General features: G+C 65.2%; 4 protein-coding genes. All 4 read left to right on the top strand.

What is annotated here, in order from left to right:
- The coding region (locus AC1D00_RS37580) for a pyruvate dehydrogenase complex E1 component subunit beta (protein ID WP_477014145.1) at positions 1-1,251 on the top strand (1,251 nt) is incomplete at its 5' end.
- 3 nt (positions 1,252-1,254) lie between these two features.
- Positions 1,255-1,557 (top strand): DUF5076 domain-containing protein, encoded by a 303-nt coding sequence (locus tag AC1D00_RS37575; protein WP_008142223.1) that lies wholly within the window; start codon positions 1,255-1,257, stop codon positions 1,555-1,557.
- A 2-nt stretch (positions 1,558-1,559) separates the two neighbouring features.
- Positions 1,560-2,012, top strand: coding sequence for a nucleoside deaminase (locus AC1D00_RS37570; RefSeq protein ID WP_477014144.1), 453 nt, complete (start codon positions 1,560-1,562; stop codon positions 2,010-2,012).
- A gap of 62 nt (positions 2,013-2,074) precedes the next feature.
- The coding region (locus AC1D00_RS37565; protein WP_477014146.1) for a biotin/lipoyl-containing protein at positions 2,075-2,233 on the top strand (159 nt) is incomplete at its 3' end.

The raw sequence follows: 2,233 nt of genomic DNA, 5'->3' as shown, positions 1-2,233 counted from the left end.
ACCGACGAGGGCACGCTCGGCAAGATCCTGATCCCCGAGGGCACCGCCGACGTCGCCGTCAACACGCCGATCGCGACGATTCTCGCCGATGGCGAGACGGCCGCCGATCTCGCCAAGGCGCCGGCCGCGCCCGCGCCGAGCGTCGCGCAGGAAGTCGCCGAATCCCGCTCGCCGGTCGGCGAAGGCAAGCCGATGATCTCGGCGCCGAGGGCTGCGCCCGCGCCGCAAGCTGTCGCCGAGCCCGATCCGGAAGTGCCCGCCGGCACCGAGATGGTGACGCAGACCATCCGCGAAGCGCTGCGCGATGCCATGGCCGAGGAGATGCGCCGCGACGCCGACGTCTTCGTGATGGGCGAAGAGGTTGCCGAGTATCAGGGCGCCTACAAGGTCACCCAGGGCTTGCTCCAGGAATTCGGTGCCAAGCGCGTCATCGACACGCCGATCACCGAGCACGGCTTTGCGGGCATCGGCGTCGGCGCCGCGATGACCGGGTTGAAGCCGGTCGTCGAGTTCATGACCTTCAACTTCGCCATGCAGGCGATCGACCAGATCATCAACTCCGCGGCCAAGACGCTGTACATGTCCGGCGGCCAGATGGGCTGCTCGATCGTGTTCCGCGGGCCCAATGGCGCCGCCGCGCGCGTCGCCGCCCAGCACAGCCAGGACTATTCGTCCTGGTATTCGAACGTCCCGGGTCTCAAGGTCGTCGCGCCGTTCTCGGCCGCGGATTACAAGGGCCTGCTGAAGGCCGCGATCCGCGATCCCAATCCGGTGATCTTCCTCGAGAACGAGGTGCTGTACGGCCACACCGGCGAAGTGCCCAAGCTCGACGACTTCGTGATTCCGATCGGCAAGGCGCGCATCGTGCGCTCCGGCAGCCATGTCACCATCATCTCCTGGTCGAACGGCATGACCTATGCGCTGAAGGCGGCCGACGAGCTCGCCAAGGACGGCATCGAGGCCGAGGTGATCGACCTGCGCACGCTGCGTCCGATGGACACCGAGACCATCGTCAACTCGGTCAAGAAAACGGGGCGCGCCGTCACGGTGGAAGAGGGCTGGGCCCAGAGCGGCGTCGGCGCCGAGATCGCCGCGCGGATCATGGAGAACGCGTTCGACTATCTGGACGCGCCTGTCGCGCGCGTCTCCGGCAAGGACGTGCCGATGCCGTATGCCGCTAATCTGGAGAAGCTCGCGCTGCCTTCGGCGGCTGAAGTCGTCGAGGCCGCCAAAGCCGTCTGCTACAGGTAGACCATGGCGGGCCCGAAGGAGCAGCCACTGCCACCCGACGTTATGACCCGCGAGGACGCGGTCGAGATCCTGCGCGTGTTCGTGCTGGACGGCGGGCTGTCGATGGCGTTCCAGCGTGCCTTCGAGGAACCCGACATGTGGGGCCTCTTGCTCGTCGACCTTGCCCGCCATGCGGCGCGCGCCTATGCGCGCGAGAGCGAATATACCGAGGAGGACGCGTTGAGCCGGATCCTCGAGATGTTCCAGGCCGAGATCGAGCGTCCCACGGACACCGGCACCACGACGCCGCGCGGGAAGGGGCACTGACAGTGGCGATCGAATCCTATCACTTCGATTTCATGCTGGAGGCGATCCGCGAGGCGGAGGCTTCGATCGCGCAGGGAGGCCTGCCGATCGGCGCCGTGCTGACGCGCGACAACCAGATCATCGCCCGCGGCCACAACAACCGCGTGCAGGAGAACAACGTGATCCTGCACGGCGAGATGAGCTGCCTGCGCGAGGCCGGCGCGATCACATTCCACGACACCGTCATGTACACCACGCTGTCGCCATGCTCGATGTGTGCCGGCGCGCTCGCTCTGTTCAAGGTGCAACTGGTGGTGATCGGAGAATCCGTCACCTTCCCGGGCTCCAAGGACATTCTCGACAAGTTCGGCATCCCCTGGATCGACCTTGCCGACGACCGCTCCATCACCATGATGAAGAATTGGCGATCTATCCCGGCCAATGAGCGCCTGTGGCAGGGCGACATCGGCAACTAAATCTGGTCTGTTCGTCTTCGCTGTCGGAGACGACGTTTTGCAAAGTTCTTCTTGAGGTCAGCATGCCCATCAACATCCTGATGCCCGCTCTCTCGCCSACGATGGAGAAGGGCAACCTCGCCAARTGGCTGAARAARGARGGYGASAMGRTCAARTCCGGCGAYGTCATCGCCGAGATCGAGACCGACAAGGCGACCATGGAGGTCGAGGCCATCGACGAG

It is taken from the genome of Bradyrhizobium sp. P2_E8, assembly GCF_056403875.1.
Note: the sequence above shows the minus strand (reverse complement) of the source record. Positions and strands in the feature narration are given on the sequence as shown.

Excerpts from the sequence above, each read along its gene's own strand:
- AC1D00_RS37575 (WP_008142223.1), top strand. The coding sequence starts at position 1,255 with ATGGCGGGCCCGAAGGAGCAGCCACTGCCACCCGACGTTATGACCCGC.